This window comes from Burkholderia sp. AU4i (assembly GCF_000466765.1).
GTDB lineage: Bacteria > Pseudomonadota > Gammaproteobacteria > Burkholderiales > Burkholderiaceae > Burkholderia > Burkholderia cepacia.
In genome coordinates, this window is the sequence record NZ_ASSI01000140.1 from 1 (window position 1) to 16,230 (window position 16,230).

Annotated in this window: 16 protein-coding genes and 1 pseudogene; 3 read left to right on the plus strand and 14 right to left on the minus strand. The window is 68.4% G+C overall.

Translation table 11 applies throughout. The features are described 5' to 3' along the window. The 3 genes and pseudogenes from L810_RS29275 to L810_RS29285 form a co-directional block, all read left to right on the plus strand. Positions 1–183, plus strand: a pseudogene (locus L810_RS29275) (thiamine-phosphate kinase); the annotation flags it as partial. Further along, complete coding sequence (locus L810_RS29280) at positions 173–724, plus strand: phosphatidylglycerophosphatase A family protein (protein WP_021161867.1); 552 nt, start codon at positions 173–175, stop codon at positions 722–724. The pseudogene L810_RS29275 and the gene L810_RS29280, both read left to right, overlap by 11 nt. A 31-nt stretch (positions 725–755) precedes the next feature. After that, complete coding sequence (locus L810_RS29285; RefSeq protein ID WP_021161868.1) at positions 756–1,256, plus strand: CinA family protein; 501 nt, start codon at positions 756–758, stop codon at positions 1,254–1,256. A gap of 36 nt (positions 1,257–1,292) precedes the next feature. Here L810_RS29285 and L810_RS29290 read toward each other — a convergent pair whose 3' ends face one another. The 14 genes from L810_RS29290 to mtgA form a co-directional block, all read right to left on the minus strand. Next, entirely contained in the window at positions 1,293–2,351 is a 1,059-nt protein-coding gene (locus L810_RS29290; RefSeq protein WP_021161869.1) for a hypothetical protein, read from the minus strand. Positions 2,352–2,605: 254 nt separating this feature from the next. After that, on the minus strand, positions 2,606–3,433 hold the full coding sequence (gene pyrF / locus L810_RS29295; protein WP_021161870.1) for an orotidine-5'-phosphate decarboxylase: 828 nt from the start codon (positions 3,431–3,433) through the stop codon (positions 2,606–2,608). 39 nt (positions 3,434–3,472) lie between these two features. After that, positions 3,473–4,534, minus strand: coding sequence for an aldose 1-epimerase (locus tag L810_RS29300; RefSeq protein ID WP_021161871.1), 1,062 nt, complete (start codon positions 4,532–4,534; stop codon positions 3,473–3,475). A 49-nt stretch (positions 4,535–4,583) separates the two neighbouring features. After that, positions 4,584–5,390 carry an SDR family NAD(P)-dependent oxidoreductase gene (locus L810_RS29305; RefSeq protein ID WP_021161872.1) on the minus strand — a complete coding sequence of 269 codons (807 nt, stop codon included), beginning with the start codon at positions 5,388–5,390 and terminating at the stop codon, positions 4,584–4,586. Positions 5,391–5,419: 29 nt separating this feature from the next. Continuing rightward, positions 5,420–6,436: an L-arabinose ABC transporter permease AraH gene (araH, locus tag L810_RS29310; RefSeq protein ID WP_021161873.1), complete on the minus strand. Its 1,017-nt coding sequence runs from the start codon at positions 6,434–6,436 to the stop codon at positions 5,420–5,422. A 70-nt stretch (positions 6,437–6,506) separates the two neighbouring features. Beyond that, the gene (gene araG / locus L810_RS29315; protein WP_021161874.1) at positions 6,507–8,018 is read right to left on the minus strand and encodes an L-arabinose ABC transporter ATP-binding protein AraG; all 1,512 of its coding nucleotides are present in this window, start codon (positions 8,016–8,018) and stop codon (positions 6,507–6,509) included. Between the two features lie 68 nt (positions 8,019–8,086). Continuing rightward, positions 8,087–9,082 (minus strand): arabinose ABC transporter substrate-binding protein, encoded by a 996-nt coding sequence (locus L810_RS29320; RefSeq protein ID WP_021161875.1) that lies wholly within the window; start codon positions 9,080–9,082, stop codon positions 8,087–8,089. Positions 9,083–9,192: 110 nt separating this feature from the next. Beyond that, positions 9,193–9,972: an SDR family oxidoreductase gene (locus L810_RS29325; protein WP_042976654.1), complete on the minus strand. Its 780-nt coding sequence runs from the start codon at positions 9,970–9,972 to the stop codon at positions 9,193–9,195. Then, on the minus strand, positions 9,972–10,649 hold the full coding sequence (locus L810_RS29330) for a 2-dehydro-3-deoxy-6-phosphogalactonate aldolase (RefSeq protein WP_021161877.1): 678 nt from the start codon (positions 10,647–10,649) through the stop codon (positions 9,972–9,974). Before L810_RS29330 ends, L810_RS29325 begins: the two co-directional genes overlap by 1 nt. Before the next feature lie 22 nt (positions 10,650–10,671). Beyond that, on the minus strand, positions 10,672–11,697 hold the full coding sequence (locus L810_RS29335) for a 2-dehydro-3-deoxygalactonokinase (RefSeq protein WP_021161878.1): 1,026 nt from the start codon (positions 11,695–11,697) through the stop codon (positions 10,672–10,674). Next, positions 11,694–12,593 carry an IclR family transcriptional regulator gene (locus L810_RS29340; protein ID WP_021161879.1) on the minus strand — a complete coding sequence of 300 codons (900 nt, stop codon included), beginning with the start codon at positions 12,591–12,593 and terminating at the stop codon, positions 11,694–11,696. Before L810_RS29340 ends, L810_RS29335 begins: the two co-directional genes overlap by 4 nt. Before the next feature lie 349 nt (positions 12,594–12,942). Further along, a complete protein-coding gene (locus tag L810_RS29345) occupies positions 12,943–13,341 on the minus strand; it encodes an EF-hand domain-containing protein (RefSeq protein WP_021161880.1) in 399 nt (132 codons plus the stop codon). Positions 13,342–13,420: 79 nt separating this feature from the next. Then, positions 13,421–15,031 (minus strand): S10 family peptidase, encoded by a 1,611-nt coding sequence (locus L810_RS29350; RefSeq protein WP_042976644.1) that lies wholly within the window; start codon positions 15,029–15,031, stop codon positions 13,421–13,423. Positions 15,032–15,479: 448 nt separating this feature from the next. Further along, on the minus strand, positions 15,480–16,217 hold the full coding sequence (gene mtgA, locus L810_RS29355) for a monofunctional biosynthetic peptidoglycan transglycosylase (protein ID WP_042976647.1): 738 nt from the start codon (positions 16,215–16,217) through the stop codon (positions 15,480–15,482). Positions 16,218–16,230: the final 13 nt, after the last annotated feature.

Consider the following 16,230-nt stretch of genomic DNA (forward strand, 5'->3'; position numbering starts at 1 on the left):
CCGGCGGCGGCCCGCGCGGCGGTCGAAGCGGCCGGCCTGACGGCCGGCGTGCCGGTCACGCGAATCGGTACAATACGCGCGTTGTCCGCGCCGTCGGAACAGCCCGCGATCGCGTGGCGCGACGCCGCCGGCGCGCCCCTCGCCCTCACGTTGCACGGCTTCGACCACTTCCATGCAGACTGACCCGACGCCCGCGCACGCCGCGGCCGAGCCCGGCGCCGCACCGGGCGGACACGCGCCGCAGCGCGCGACCGCGCGCTTCATGCTGTCGCACCCCGCGCACCTCGTGTCGCTCGGCTTCGGCAGCGGGCTCGCGCCGCTCATGCCCGGCACGTTCGGCTCGCTGTTCGGCTGGCTCACGTTCGTCGTGCTCAACCGCTACCTGACGGTGCCCGAATGGTGGGCGCTGATCGCGGTCGGCTTCGTGGCGGGCACGTGGCTCACCGGCTTCACCGCGAGAAAGATGGGCAGGTCCGATCCGGGCGCCGTCGTCTGGGACGAAATCGTCGCGATCTGGCTCGTGATGCTGTTCGTCACGCCCGCGACCTTCATCGGCCAGTTATGGGCGTTCGTCGCGTTCCGCATCTTCGACATGCTCAAGCCGCCGCCGATCCGCTATTTCGAGCGCCGCCTGAAAGGCGGCCTCGGCATCATGGTCGACGACCTGGTCGCAGCGTTCATGACGCTGCTCGTGATCGCCCTGTGGCGCTCCGTCGTCGGCTGACCGATTTCCCGACTCCCGTTTCCCGACGCGCATGCCAACCGATTCCGTCGTCCACCAGCTTGCGATCCGCGCAGGCAACAAGCTGCGTGACGAGCACCTGACGCTCGCCACCGCCGAATCCTGCACCGGCGGCATGATCGCAACCGCGATCACCGACATCTCCGGCAGCAGCCAGTGGTTCGAGCGCGGCTTCGTCACGTACTCGAACCAGGCCAAGATCGACATGATCGGCGTGCCGCCCGACCTGATCGACAAGCACGGCGCCGTCAGCGAGCCCGTCGCGCGCGCGATGGCCGAAGGCGCGCTGCGCAACAGCCGCGCGCAGGTCGCGCTGTCCGTCACCGGCATCGCGGGCCCGGCCGGCGGCAGCGAGAAGAAACCGGTCGGCACCGTGTCGTTCGGCTGGAGCAACCGGCTGCATACCGACGTCGAGACGCTCGTGTTCAAGGGCGACCGCGATCAGATCCGCACGCAGGCGGCCGCGCATGCCCTGCGCGGGCTGCTGAAGCTGCTCGACGAGCGCGAGGGCTGACCGGCCGGGGCACCCGCCGCGCCCCTGCCGGCCCGCTTACTGGATCGCGTCGGGCTTCACGACGATCCAGTTCTTGTCCGCCGTGACCGGCAGGCCGAGCGACTTCTGCCGCGCGGCCGATTCATCCGACCATGCGCGGATCTGCGCCATCTGCTTGTCCTTCTTGTTCACCCACACGCGCACGCCGCCGCGCGCGACGTCGGTCGCGTTCAGCAGCATGTAGCCGTCGGACGTCGGCGTGTCGCCGGCGACGAGCACCGGCTTCTTCCACTGGTCGATCCAGCCGACGATCGAGCCGAGCTTGCCTTCGTACCACGTCATCGGGTTCATCAGGAACGGCGTGATCACCAGGTTGCGGTTCGCGGCCTCGTCGTACTTGCCGGCCTTGATCTGCAACCGGGACGTCGTCAGCGCGCCGGTCGCCGGGTTGCGCAGCAGCGTCGTCACGCCGATCACGTTCTGCGGCTTCACGTTGTAGCCGTACTTCGGGTCGGACAGCACGAGCCGCGCGAGCTCCTCGTGCGCGGCCGTCATCACGTAGACCTCGATCCCGTTCTCGCGCAGCGCGTTGTACAGCTCCTGCATCCCGCGGAAAAAACGCGGCGGGTTCACCGTGCCGTCGGCGACCTTGTCGCCCTGCCAGTAGCGGATCGGGATCGGCTTGCCGTCGGCGAGCATCGCGTCGACGTGGCGCTTCAGGTCGGCCAGCGACTGCCCGGCGAACGCCTGCGCGATCCACGGGTAGCAGACCAGGTCGTCGATCTCGCAGAGCCGGTAGTAATAGCTCGTCAGCGATTCCTTGTAGTCGGCGGAATCCTTGAACGGGATCAGCTTCAGCGACGGGTCGAGCGTGTCGCGCGTCAGCACGCCGCGGTTCTCGAGGTACGGCAGCAGCGACTCCTCGAGGTCGTAGCGGTAGGTCGTGTTGTCGGCGTCGAACACCGCATAGTCGCCGCGATGCGCGTGCGCGGCGATCATCGCGTTCAACGCCTTCGCGCTGTCGGCCGGCCAGTGCGACAGGTCCGCCGCGTGGGCGAAGCTCATGCACAACGACGCGGCAAGCGCGCTCAGAAGACGTCGGGACAGCTTGGGCATGGCATCACTCCCTTTCTTGACAGTTTCGTTACAGACCGATGACAAGCGGGAGCATCGCGCGATTGGCGCGCGGGCATGCAGTGCGGAAACGACGGGAAGTTGCCCGTGCGCGTCAGTGCGGCGGCCGGGAAGGCGGGAAACGGAGGCGGGAAACGGAGGCGTTAAAGCGGAGAACGCGGTGGAAGCGGCACGGGCCCGCGAACGCGGGCCTGCCGGAACCGGCTGCCCGCGCGGGCAGCCGGCGCGAGCCTCGATCAGCGATGCGCGTTGATCGTGTCGCGGGTCTTCTGCGCGGCGAGCGCCGCGGCTTCGGCGAAATCCTCGCCCTTGCTCGCGTACAGGATCGCGCGCGACGAGTTGATCATCATGCCGGTGCCGTCGGCCGTGCGGCCTGCGTTGACGGTCGCCTGCACGTCGCCGCCCTGCGCGCCGATGCCGGGGATCAGCAGCGGCATGTCGCCGACGATCCCGCGCACGATCTCGATTTCCTTCGGGAACGTCGCGCCGACCACGAGGCCGAGCTGGCCGTTCTTCGCGTTCCACTTGTTCGCCGCGAGATCGGCCACGACCTGGTACAGCGGCCGGCCGTTCGTGTCGAGGAACTGCAGGTCGGAGCCGCCCGGGTTCGACGTGCGGCACAGCACGATCACGCCCTTGCCTTCGTGCTCGAAGTACGGCTCGACCGAGTCGTAACCCATGTACGGGTTCACCGTGACGGCGTCCGCGCGATAGCGCTCGAACGCTTCGCGCGCGTACTGCTCGGCCGTGCTGCCGATGTCGCCGCGCTTCGCGTCGAGGATCACGGGCAGGCCCGGATGCTGGAGGTGGATGTGCGCGATCAGGCGCTCGAGCTGGTCTTCCGCGCGATGCGCGGCGAAGTAGGCGATCTGCGGCTTGAACGCGCTCGCGTATTGCGCGGTCGCGTCGACGATCTGCCGGCAGAATTCGAAGATCGCGTCGGGCTGGCCGTCGAACTGCACGGGAAAGCGCGACGGCTCGGGATCGAGGCCGACGCACAGCAGCGAATTCGTGCGCTGCCACGCGGCGCGCAGCGATTCGATGAAACTAAGCGGGGAAGACATGGCGGGTACTCGCGGCAAACCGTTGGTAGACCGCGTATTTTACCCGCGTCGCCGGCGCGCCTCGCGTATCGCGCCATTGCCGCGCGCATCGGCGCGTTCCACGGTGAACGCGAACCGCCGCGTGAGCCGCTCGCCGGGCGCGAGCAGCGTCATCCCGTGCGCGGCCGCGCCGCCCGGCAGGTTCACCGCGTTGATCGGATGATCGACCGGCTCGAAGCAGAAGAAATCCTCGCCGGGCGGGGTATAGAGCACGTACGCATCGGCGTCGGCCGCCACCGTCAGCGACAGTCCGCGGCGCGGCCAGCTCACCGTCGCGTGGCCGCCCCAGCCTGTGAACGCATGATTGACGAGCGTGGCCGGCAGCGGATACGCGACGCCGAACTGCCAGGCCGGCGGCACGCTGACGTGCCGCACCGGCAGGAAATCGGCGCCCGACAGCCACAGCCCGCCGGCGGCCGCGGCCAGTTCGGTCACGTCGTCGCGCACCAGGAACGGATGCACGCCGAGCCCGAACGGCAATCGCGCGCGCCCCGCATTCTCGATCGTCAGCGCGATCGACAGCGTCGTATCGTCGAGCTCGAACGACTGGATCGCGCGGAACGCATACGGCGCACCGGCGGTGCGATCGAGCGACAGCTGCAGCGACGTGGCGGTCGCATCGTCCACCTGCCATGGCGCGAGCCAGCCGTCGCCATGGATCGGCAGCGGCTCGTCGCGGCGGTTGCGCGGCACCGCGACGCTGCGCCCGTCGCATTCGAAACGCGCACCGCCGATGCGGTTCGAGTAAGGCAGCAGCGGGTAGCACGCGAGCTGGTTCGGGTCCGTCGCCGTCTCCGGGTGTTCGCAGCGGCGGAACACCGGCACCAACGCGCCATTGTCGCCGCGCCAGTCGAAGCGCGCGATGCCGCCGCCGAGATGCGGCAGCACGTCGAGCCGCAGCGCCGCGTTCGACAGCGTGACGGCCGCCGCATGCGCGGCGCCGACGCCCTGCGCGAACACGGCCGTCTGCGGGCCGGGGCTGACCGGCTGCGCGGCGGCGGCCAGGCGCGCGCGGCGCGACTGGCTGGTGGACGACGATGCGCGCGAGGACGTGGCGGTCATGATGAACTCCTTTCCTTCGTCGAAGAAACGATGCGGGTCGTGCGAACGGTCAGGCCCAGCCGCCGTCGACGATCACGTCCTGCGCGGTGATCATCCGGCTGTCGTCGGCCGCGAGGAACAGCGCCATCCGCGCGAGATCGGCGGGCAGCAGTTCGGCGTCGATGCACTGGCCGGCCTTGATCGCCGCGCGGCCCGCGTCGTCGAGCCACAGCCGGCGCTGCTTGTCGGTCATCACCCAGCCCGGCACCAGCGAATTCACGCGGATGCCGAACGGGCCGAGGTCACGCGCGAGACCGCGCGTCAGCCCCTGCACGGCCGCCTTCGCCATCACGTAGACGGGATAACCGCCGTTCTTCAGCATCCAGCTGATCGAGCCGAGATTGATGATCGCGCCGCCGCCCTGCTGCTTCATGTCGTCGATCACCGCCTGCGCGGCGAAGAACTGGTGACGCAGGTTCACCGCGATGCCCGCGTCGAACGATTCGGGCGTCACGTCGCCGATCGCGTGGCGCGCGTCGTTCGCCGCGTTGTTCACGAGCACCGCGATCGCGCCGATGCGCGCGCGGATCGCGTCGATCGCATGGCGCAGCGCGCCGACGTCGGTCAGGTCGCACTGGATGAACAGCGGCGCATGGCGTACGTGCGCGAGGCTGTCCGCCAGCGCAGCGCCGGCCGCCGCGTCGAGGTCGACGAACGCGACGCGTGCGCCCTGCAACGCGAAGTGTTCGACGAACGCCGCGCCGATGCCGGTCGCGCCGCCCGTGATCAGCACCGCGCGATCCTCCAGGCTCGGGTACCGTGCATAGCGCGCGTGGCTCGTGGTGTGCGCGTCGTGCGCGGAAGTGTCGATGGTCATGCGGTTCGTCTCCGTCAGGGCAGGCCGGGTCAGTCGCGAACGCCGCGGTTCTTCAGCTGGTCGAGCAGCACGGCCGCGAGCAGGATCGCGCCGCGCACGAGGTACTGGTAGAACGCGTCGATGTTCAGCAGGTTCATCACGTTCTCGACCGTGCCCATGATCAGCACGCCGATCACGACGCCGGAGATCGTCGCGCGGCCGCCCATCAGCGACACGCCGCCGAGCACGCACGCGGAGATCACGTTCAGCTCGAAGCCCTGCGCGGCGTTCGGCTGGCCCGACGTGATGCGCGACGCGAGGATCACGCCCGCGAGCGCCGTTACCGCGCCCTGGATCAAGAAGATGTACACGCGCGTGCGTTCGACGTTGATCCCGGCAAGACGCGACGCCTCGGGGTTGCCGCCGATCGCGAGCGTGTTGCGGCCGTATACCGTCTGGTTCAACAGCACGCCGAACGCGATGAAGCACAGCAGCGTGACCCAGATCGGCAGCGACACGCCGAACAGCGTGAGCCCGCCGAGCGCGATGAACGTATCCGACGACACGCCGACCGCCTGCCCCTTCGACACGATGAAGCCGAGCCCGCGCACGATCTCCATCGTCGCGAGCGTCGTGATCAGCGCGTTGATGCGCAGGTACGCGATCACCGCGCCATTCACGAAGCCGATCGCGGCGCCGGCCGCGACCGCGGCGACGATCGCGACGACCGTGTTGTCGGTCGCGTTCAGCACCATCGCGCACAGCACGCCGGAGAACGCGACGGTCGAACCGATCGACAGGTCGAAGTCGCGCGAGGCCAGACAGAACATCATCGTGCACGCGACCATGCCGATCTGCGAGATCGACAGCGCGAGGCCGAGCATGTTGTCGATCGAGAAGAAGTGATCGACCGTCAGCGACATCGTGATGAACATCACCGCGAAAATCGCGATCAGGCTGTATTCGGTCAGGTGCTGCCACCACTTCTGGCGGTCGCTCTGCTGCGGCACCAGCGCGTCGGCCGTGGGCTTCACGGCGGCGCTGCCGGCGTTTTCGTTGACTTGCATGATTGTGTCTCCTGCTCCTGCATCGCGCGGCCCGTGCCGCGCGTGTTCGATTCGAATGTCGGGGCCTACGTCAGGCCGCCTCGACCGCGCTCGTCTGCGGCAGCGCGAGGCTCAGCACCGCGTGCTCGTTCGCCCGTTCGCGCGGCAGCTCGCCCGCGATCCGGCCTTCGCGCATCACGACGATGCGATCGGACACGCCGAGCACTTCCGGCAGCTCCGACGACACCATCACGATCGCGCAGCCGCGCTCCGCGAGCCGGTAGATCACGTCGTAGATCTCGTGCTTCGCGCCGACGTCGATCCCGCGCGTCGGTTCGTCGAGAATCACGACCTTCAGGTCGGGCTCCGCGAGCCAGCGCGACAGGATCGCCTTCTGCTGGTTGCCGCCCGACAGGAAGCGGATCTTCTGGCGCCGGTTCGGCGTCTTGATCTTGAGCCGCTGGATGAAGCGGTCGGCGGTCTCGCTTTCGGCCTTGCGGTTGATGAACAGCCCCGCGCGCAGCGAATGGCGGCGGCAGCTGATGTTGATGTTCTCCGCCACCGACGCGATCGCGATGATCCCTTCTTCCTTGCGGTCCTCGGGGCACAGCACGATGCCGTGGCGGATCGCGTCGCCGGTGCGCTTCACGTCGATGCGCGCGCCGTCGAGCGTCAGCACGCCCGCGCGCCGGTGATCCGCGCCGTACACGAGCCGCATCAGCTCGCTGCGGCCCGCGCCAACCAGCCCGAAGAAGCCGACGATCTCGCCCGCGCGCACCGAGAAGCTCGCGGGTTCGCGCAGCGCATGGCCGTCGACGCCTTCGGCGGAGAACCGCACGTCGCCGAGCGCGCGCGGCGCGTAATGGTAGATGTCCGAAATCTCGCGCCCGACCATCTCGGCAACGAGCCGTTCGCGCGGCACGTCGGCGAGCGATTCGTGCGACGCGATCTTGCGCCCGTCGCGGAAGATCGTGCACGCATTGCAGAGCCGGTAGATCTCGTCCATCCGGTGCGAGATGTAGATCAGCGCGCGGCCCTGCGCGCGCAGGTCGTCGACGAGCTTGAACAGCACCTCGGTCTCGCGATGCGACAGCGAACTGGTCGGTTCGTCGAGCGCGATCACGCGCGCATTGCGCATCAGCGCCTTGCAGATCTCGACCATCTGCCGCTGCGCGATCGACAGCCGCCCGAGCTTCGCATCGGGATCGAGATCGACACCCATCGCCGCGAGCCGCTCGCGCACGTAGCGCTTCGCCTCGCGCTTCCTCACCCAGCCGAACGCATTCGGCAGGCGGCCGAGCAGCAGGTTTTCCGCGACCGTCAGGTCGGGCACGTACTGCAGCTCCTGGTGAATCACCGCGATGCCGGCCGCGATCGACGCGGCCGCATTCGCGAACTGCACGGGCTGGCCGTCGACCAGCACGCTGCCCGCATCGGGCTGGTATTCGCCGCCGAGAATCTTCAGCAGCGTCGACTTGCCCGCGCCGTTCTCGCCCATCAGGCCATGCACCTCGCCCGCATGCACGTCGAACGAGATGCCGTCGAGTGCGCGCACGCCGGGAAATACCTTGCCGATATTGTCAAAACGCAGTGCCGCTGACACGTCGCCTCTCCACTTCCGGAATCGATCGACCGCCGGCCGCCGCATCGCCGCGGCAGCCGGCGGGCCGCTTACTTCGACGCGAGCCCCATCTCGTCGCGCACCTTCGCCACGTTGTCGCGCGTCGCGAGCATGCCCGTCGTCAGCGTCAGCGCCGGCGGTGCCTTGCCCTGCGTGATCCACGCGTACATCAGGTCCGAGGTTTCCTCGCCGTGGCGCTTCGGGCTGATGATCACGGTGCCGTAGAAGCCCGTCGGCTGCGGCTTCTTGAACTCGTTCAGCGCCGAATCGGAGCCGCCGATGCCGATGCCGATCATGTTGTCGGCCTTGAAGCCGCGCCCTTCGGCCGCGCGCACCGCGCCGAGCACGGCCTCGTCGTTCAGGCCGTACGCCACCCAGTGCTTGAACTGCGGGTTCTTCGTGAGCGCGATGTTCGCCGCGTTGAACGCGTTCTCCGTGTCGGTCTTCGCCTGCGGCGCGGCGATCACGTTCGCCTTCGGGAAGCCGGCGGCCACCAGCGCGTCGGTCGCGCCGCTCGTGCGGTCGTGCGCGGTCGGCAGCTGCTCGTAGGTGATGTCGATCGCACCGACATCCTTCATGTCCCAGCCGCGCTTCTTGATCTCGGCCGCGATGCCGTCACCGACCTGCTTGCCGATGTTGTACGCGGAGATCCCCATGTGCGGCACCGACTCGATCGGCTTGCCCGCGCCGTCGACGAGGCGGTCGTCGACCGTCATCATCTTCAGGTTGTGCGACTTCGCCTTCGCGACGATGCCCGGCCCGAGCTTCACGTCGGGCGTGCAGATGATGAAGCCCTGCGCCTTCTGCGCCGACAGGTTGTCGATCGCGCTCATCACCTTTTCGCCGGACGGCGCACCGATCTTCACGAGCGTGAAGCCTTTCGCCTTCGCCGCCATCTCGGCGAACTTCCACTCGTCCTGGAACCACGGCTCTTCCGGCTGCTTCACCAGGAAGCCGATCTTGACCGGATCGGCCGCGTGCGCAACCGGGCTCCCGATCACCACCGCAGCTGCAGCGGCCAGCGTTACTAACGTTCTGCGTTTCATCTCCAGTGTCTCCTTTCTTCATCGAACGGGATGCAGCCGCTTGTTGGTTTCGACGCAGCGTGCGCGCGGCCGTCGCACGTGCGGTCTTTCGAATCGCTACGTCAATCGTGTCAGTCGTGGTACAGCGCCGCACGCCCGCCGTCGACGGTGATGCATGCGGCATTGATGAACGGCGCCTCGTCGGACGCCAGGAACACGGCCGTCATCGCGACCTCCTCGGGCCGGCCGATCCGCTTCATCGGCTGCAGCGCGAGCGTGTCGGCGCGCGCGGCGGCCGGATCGGGCTGCGCGTCCCACCAGTCGCGCGTGAGCTGCGTCTCGATGTAGCCCGGCGCGATCGCGTTCACGCGCACGTTGCGCGCCGCGTATTCGATGCCGAGCGCACGCGTGAGACCGAGCACGCCGTGCTTCGCGACCGGGTACGGAAAGCAGCCCGGGATGATCCTGAATGCATGCGTCGACGCGATGTTCACGATGCTGCCGCGACCGCGTTCGACCATCCCTTCCAGCGCCGCCCGGCAGCCGTGCCACACGCCGTCGAGATCGACCGCGAAGCAGCGGCGCCAGTCGTCGTCGGTCATCGTCAGCGGATCGGCGAACACGTTGATGCCCGCGTTGTTCACGAGCACGTCGAGCGGGCCGAACGCCGCCTCGGTGCGCGCCACGGCATCGCGCACCGCATCCTGGCGCGCGACATCCGCCTGCAGCGCCAGGACGCGCGCGCCGGCGATGTCGTGTGCAATCCCGGCGGCCGTGCGCTGCGCCTGCGGGAGGTCGAGATCGACGAGCGCGACGGCCGCGCCCTCGCGAACGAACGCGCGGGCGATCGCGGCGCCGATGCCTCGGCCCGCGCCCGTCACCATCGCGACCTTGTCCGCGAGGCGGCCCATCATGCGGCTCCGCCGCGCGCCGCGCGCAGGCCGGCCTGGAACGCACGCGCGTTCGCGGCTGTCTCGTCGGCCGGCTGGCCGGGCCGGTACAGCGCCGAACCGAGCCCGAAGCCGTTCGCGCCGGCCGCGAGGAACGGCTGCATGTTGTCGGGTGCGATCCCGCCGACCGGGATCAGCGGCACCGCGCGGTCGATCACCGCGCGCCACGCCTTCACGACGATCACGCCCAACTGCTCGGCCGGGAACATCTTCAGCACGTCCGCACCGTCCGAAAGCGCCGCGAACGCTTCGGTCGGCGTCGCGACACCCGGCGCGCTCGCGAGGCCGCGCTCGCGTGCGCGGCGGATCACGGCCGCATCGCTGTGCGGCATCACGATCAGTGAACCGCCCGCATCCTGCACGCGATCGACGTACTCCGCGCGCAGCACCGTGCCCGCGCCGACGATCGCGTCGTCGGGCAGCGCGCGCCGCAGCGCCGCGATGCTGCCGAACGGGTCCGGCGAATTGAGCGGCACCTCGACGATCCGGAAGCCGGCTTCGTACAGTGCACGGCCGTGGTCGGCCGCTTCGGCGGGCGTGATCCCGCGCAGGATCGCAATCAGCGGACACGCATCGAACGCGCGCATCAGTGCGGCGTGAGGCGTGTACGGCGCGGGTAACGTAAGGTCGGACGGCATCAGGGGTTCCTCTGCAATCGATTCATTGGTCGGCGCAGACGGGCTCGCCGTCCGCGCGCACGAGCCCGGCGCGTGACGCGATCCGCCACAGGCCGCGCTCGGTCGCATGCGCGACGACTCGCGCGTGCGGGTGGCCGAATTCCTGGAGCGCATCGGCGTAGCGCGCGCACAGGCCGTCGTCGCCGATCAGCAGCAGCGGCTGGTGTGCGAGCGCGATGCCGCGCTCCGCGAGCATCGCGTCGAGCGCGTTGAGCTCATGGCCGATCAGCAGGCCGGACAGGTAGTCGCCCTGCGCATCGGGCGCGAGCCGGTCGGTCAGGCCGAGCGTGCGCGTGCTGAAAATCGTCGCGAGCAGCCCCGTGTGCCGCGCGCCGCGCGCGACCGATACGCCGCGCACGAACGCCGCGCGATCGGGCGACGCACCGGCGCGCATCGTGCGGCCGAGGATCGTGTGGTCGCGCAGCACCGCGAACAGCTCGCCGGTCATGAAGGTCTGGAACCGCTCGATCAGCCCGTCCGTCACCCACGCCCATTTCGCATGCGTGCCCGGCAAGCCGATCAGTACCCCTGAACGATCTGCGCCAAGCGTGGGATCGCTCGCGAGTGCGCCGACTATCTGCGTTTCTTCGCCGCGCATCACGTCGGGCAGTTCTCCCGTGGCGATCACGCCCGGCACGATCGAGACCGTCGTACCGCGCAAGGTCGTCACCGTGATGAGGCCCGCGACGAGCGCGTCGGCGCCGGCCGGCACCGCGACATACGGCGCCTCGCGCCAGCCCTGCGCACTGCCGACCATCCCGGCGGCGAGCACCGGCAGGCCGGGCGAGCGGTCGAGCCAGTCGCCGCAGGCTTCCTCGAACACCGCGTCGAACGCGCGCGCGCCGCCGCCCGGCACGTGCATGACGCCCGCTGGGCGGCTGCGCGTGTCGATGAGCGCGCCGTGCGCGTCGTACAGATACGCGCGCAGCGAGGTCGTGCCCCAGTCGAGCGCGATCAGCGACGGGGTAGCGGAGGTAGCGTCCGGAACGGGCCGGGTCGAAGTCGTCATCGTTTGATCCTGCGGGTACCCTGCGGCGGGCTCCAGCCCAGTTCCGCGGAAATGGCTCGCGCTTCGCGCTGCACGAGCGGAATCAGTTCGTCCATCCGGTCGTGCGGCATGTACGGAATCGTGCTCGCCACCGACACCGCCGCGACGACCGCGCCCGATGCGTCACGGATCGGCGCCGCCACGCAGCGGATCGACGCCTCGTTCTCCTCGAGGTCGAACGTATAGCCGCCTGCTGCGTAATGGGCCATGCGCTGCAGGAACGCGCTCGTCTCGGGCCGGTTGTCGGGTTTGAAGTTGACGCCGGCCAGCGCGCGCCGTGCGGCCTCGAACAGCGAGCGCCACAGGTCGGGATCGAGGTCGAGCATCATCGCCTTGCCGATGCCGGTCGACGCGAGCGGCATCCGGTGGCCCACGCGCGAGCGCATCTCGAGGCCGCGCGTACCGGGAATCTTGTCGATGTACAGCACGTCGTCGCCGTCGCGTACGCCGAGATGGATCGTGTCGAGCGTCGCTTCCGCGAGCGCTTCGAGGTGCGGGCGCGCGACCGCGGTGAGCGGCATCTGCTCGAGCGCGATCGTGCCGAGCTCGATCAGCTTCGGGCCGAGCAGGTAGCCGCCCTGCACCTGGCGCAGGTAGCGCGCCTGCACGAGGCTGCTGACGAGACGATGCGTCGTGCTGCGCGTCGTACCGAGTGCGGCGCCGATCGCGCGCATGTCGCGCGCGCCGTTCGCGATCGCCTCGAGGATCGCCAGACCGCGCAGCAGCGTCTGCGTACCGGCCTGCTGGGCAGCGAGATCGAGCGGCGTGCTGGTCGCGCCGATGCTGTCGGTCAGCGACGCATCGTCCGGCGTCGCGCGCCGGGCGTCGAGGGCAAGGGAGTCGGGCATCTTGGTCATGGGGCGGGCTTCTTCAACGGAACCTGTGAAGCCGTTCGCGCGACGCCGGAACTGCGTCCGGCATTGCGTCGAGGCGGCGGTCGATGCACCGAATAAAGCGCCCGGCGAACTTCATGGAAGGTGTCTCCGTGTGCGTCGGGCGCCGCGCGATGCGTGGGTCCGAAGCTGTCGATGTGCTTCGGATTGTAGGAGCGCACGCACTCGTCTCCAATATTTGAATGCGTTGCCCAGATAATGAGAATTCGACGGGAATCCGCAGCAGGCACGCCGTAACGGCCGCGCCATGTGCACGGGGGCGGAACCCGCCGTGTCGCAGGTTCCGCCCCCGTTGGTTCACCGCGCGCCGCGCTTACTGCTGGCTCGTGCTGCGTGCCTGCATGTAGCGCTGTACGTCCGCGAACGACACGCGGCCGTTGCCGCTCGAGTCGATCTGCCGGAAGTGGTTCGCGACATAACCGAGGCCGGCCGCGCGCGCCTGCGATTCGGTGATCGAACCCGTGTTCTGCGAGTCGGCCGCGCTGAACTGCCGCGCGAGCTTGCGCACCACCTGCGCATGCAGCGCGGCGCCCGTCGTCTGCGTGCCGGCGGTCGGCTTGCGCGCGGCCGGCGGCACGTACGGATCGCCGAGCTGCGCCTGGCGCGCGCGCGTCGGCGCGGCGGCGTCGCTCGCCTGCGCGAACGCGGATACGGATGCTGCGGCGCCGACACATGCGAGCGCCGCGGCAACGACGATGAAACGATTCTTCATATCAGGCTCCAGTCTGGAATGAGGTCGTCGACGGCCGGCGCGGCGCCACCGCGGGCGCCTGTCGCCGGCCGGCGCAGCATCAGTGCGCGGCCGCGTTGTAGAAGGTCACGAGGTCGGCTTTCTCCTGCGGACGCGACGTATCGTCGAGATAGACCATGTGTCCGCCCTGATAGTCCCTGATCGTCAGGTTCGGTTGCGTCCCGAGCCGCGCGAGGTCGAGCTCGGTCTGGTAGAACGGCGTCGCGATGTCGTGATACCCGTTCAGCGACAGCACCTTCAGTTGCGGGTTCAGCGCCAGCGCCGCGGCGAGATCGGGGATCGTGTCGGGCATCGCGAGCCCGTCGTGCGTCCAGTCCCACGTGTTGATCGCGTTGCTGCTCAACGAATACGCCGACTGCGCGGTGTACTTCAGCTCGTTCGGCAGGTACTGGCCGATCGTGTCGGTGAACGGCTTCGTGATGAACGAGCTCGACGGATCGCCATCCGCGGCAAGCGGGCTCGACACCGGCACGTTCACGCGCGCGTCGTAGCGGCCGATCAGCGTGCCCGGGATCAGCGACAGCTGGAAGCTGTTGTCGAAGAAGGTCGGGATCACGTTGAAGTCCGCATTCCACAGCGACTGCTTCACGCCGGTCGAATTCACCATCGTCGTGACGAGGGCCGGCGGCGGCGGCGTATGGCTCGCGAGGTACGCGTTCACGGCGGGCGCGTAGCTGCCGGCCGTCAGCAGGCGCATCTGGTCCGCATACTGCGGCAGGTTCGACGGGTTCGGGTTGTCGAGCTGGTAGTACGCACCGACGGTGCCATACGACGGCACGAAACCCGCGCAACTCACCGGGCTCGACCCGTTGTTCGAGTTGCCGATGTAGTCGCTCGCCATGTCGCAGTTCGTGTTGTAGTTCAGGATCGACGACTGCAGCACGATGCCGTCGAGCTTCACGCCGGCCGTCTCGAGCAGGTTCGCGAGCACGTCGGTGCGCGGCGTGCCGTACGATTCGCCGAACAGGTATTTCGGCGATGCGCTGCGCTGGTTCACGGCGAGGTAGCGCGTGACGAAATCGCGGAACGCGCCGCCGTCCTGGTCGACGCCCCAGAACGTTTGGTTCGTGTTCGGCGCGATCGCTTCGGAGAAGCCGGTGCCGATCGCATCGACGAACACGAGGTCGGTCGTGTCGAGCAGGCTTTCCTGGTTGTCGACGAACGGGAACGTCGACGTGTTCGCGTTCGGGTCGCCCGTCTGGATCCGGCGCGGGCCGAACGAGCCGAGGTGCAGCCACACCGATGCCGAGCCGGGGCCGCCGTTGTACAGGAAGGTGACGGGCCGCTTCGCCGCGGGCTGGTTGTCGGCCGTATAGGCGACATAGAAGAACGACGCTTCGGGTGCGCCCGTCTGCGGATTGCGCGCGACGAGGTGGCCGGCCGTGGCCGTGTAGCGGATCGTCTTGCCGTTCAGCGTGATCTGGTGATGCGTGACGGCGGCCTTTTCAACCGCGGCGGAGGCGTCGAGCGACGCGTTCGCGCTCGACGAATAACTGTTCGGATCGTTGTACGCCTTGTCCACCTGACCGGCGGGATCGGCTGAGTTGTCGGCGCCGGCAGCGGCGGACGATGTCACGTCGTCGTTGCAGGCCGTCAGAATCAGCGAAGAAAACACCACTCCCAACAACAGCTTCGCTTTGCTCGCTGGCATCGTTGCTTTCCTTCTCTCGGATGTTTTTTGTATCGAGCAGCCGGATAAGCCGCCCCCCGCCTCGATCGCGGCCGATAAGCCGAGGCGCTGGCCAATATACGCGAGCCCGTCAGCTTTGAAAAATTTTGAAATATTTGGCCGGCGGCCGGTGCGGCGCACACCTTTCAGGAATGCTTCGGTTTGCGAAACGTTGCATTTCACGCACCTTTCACGGACTTTCGCGTTTACCCGGAAATACTAAAAATTCCAGGATTTCGTGCCATATCAGCCAACAAACACGCGTGATCGCGAGCATTGCTCAGCAAAGCGAAATAGACGGATTCGTCTAATGGATGTGACCCGAAATGCGCGCGACACGCATGCGCTGCAGCGCACAAACGGCATGCAAGCGACCCGCGTGCGGCGCACGGGCATCGAAACGGTCAATGTGACGGCGCGCTCGCGCCGTTCACTCCGATTGCGGCAGTTCGGCCGCGCCCATCCGGCGGGCGATGACTGCCGCGCGCTGCGCCTGGTAGGCCGAGCCGCGGTGCGCGTCGAACCAGCGCGGCTTCGGCAGCATCACCGCGAGGCGCGCAGACTGCCACGCGCCGAGCCGGCTCGCGGGAATCCGGTAGTAATAGCGTGCGGCCGCCTCGGCACCGTACACGCCGCGTCCCCACTCGACGGAATTCAGGTAGATCTCGAAGATCCGCTCCTTGTCGAGCACCGTTTCGAGCATCCACGTGATGATGAGCTCCTGCCCCTTGCGGATGTAGCTCTTCTCGCGCGACAGGAACAGGTTGCGCGCGAGCTGCTGCGTGATCGTCGAGCCGCCCGCGACGATCCGGCCGCGCGCCTTGTTCTTCTCCCACGCCTGCAGGATCGCGTCGACGTCGTAGCCGTTGTTGGTCGCGAAGGTCGAGTCTTCCGACGCGATCAGCGCGCGCTTCAGGTTGCGCGAGATCTGGTCGTAAGGCACCCACTGGTGCTGGATCTGCGCGGGCGGCTTGTCGCGCGACAGCCACCACGCGTCGGTGCGCATGAACGCGGTCGAGCCCGGGTTCACGAACGACCACAGCGCGATCTGTACGAGATAGAACAGTTGCGTCGCGAGCCACGCACCCGCGAACACCGATCCCGCATAGACGATCCAGCGCGTCGGGCTCACCGTCCGCGTGTGCTGCGTGCCGCTCACCGCCACCACGTGCCGCGCCCCG